General features: G+C 46.4%; 1 protein-coding gene. It reads left to right on the top strand.

The genetic code is table 11. The features are described 5' to 3' along the window. Positions 1-119: 119 nt before the first annotated feature. Positions 120-422 carry a ricin-type beta-trefoil lectin domain protein gene (locus AK963_RS36980; RefSeq protein WP_139117846.1) on the top strand — a complete coding sequence of 101 codons (303 nt, stop codon included), beginning with the start codon at positions 120-122 and terminating at the stop codon, positions 420-422. The last annotated feature ends 99 nt before the right edge of the window (positions 423-521 follow it).

Here is a 521-nt window from a genome sequence, read left to right as displayed (position 1 = left end):
CCTCTCGATTGGTCATGGCGCTGCTCCCTGCTTGATACCAACAGGAAAACAATCGGCCAGAAAAGGGTTAATCGGGAGGTCAAATTAAACTGGTGTTTTGAAGACTTATTACATCGGTGATGACAGTAGGAGGCTGGTCCTGCCATGGTGGACGTAATCAAATGTGGGGGCTGGATGGAACAGAACGTTACCACTCCCGGGTCAATCCAGGCTACGGCCTAACAGTAAATGATCACAACCAGTTGACACAAGATATCTGCACGACATCCTTAGCGCAAAAGTGGTACTGGGAAGATGATAAATTAAAAACACGATATAGAAGGAAGTGTGATTCAAGCTCGTCGGGTATCAAGCTATCATGGTTGCTGACAACCCGTCCGCTCCTCGCTGGAATAATTGAGCCTGTAAATAATTCTGTGTAAACGCCACCAAAACTATTACTCCTTGAACCGGTCAGGAAACATAATTTCAAACCGGTTCATGGCTGCTTTCCAGTTCCTGATCGGCATGGTCCATTTCTC

Source organism: Endozoicomonas atrinae (genome assembly GCF_001647025.1).
Classification (GTDB): domain Bacteria; phylum Pseudomonadota; class Gammaproteobacteria; order Pseudomonadales; family Endozoicomonadaceae; genus Endozoicomonas; species Endozoicomonas atrinae.
This window is presented reverse-complemented; position numbering and strand designations above follow the sequence as displayed.

What these genes read in the sequence shown, in the direction of transcription:
- AK963_RS36980 (WP_139117846.1), top strand. Translation starts at nt 120, where the DNA reads ATGACAGTAGGAGGCTGGTCCTGCCATGGTGGACGTAATCAAATGTGG.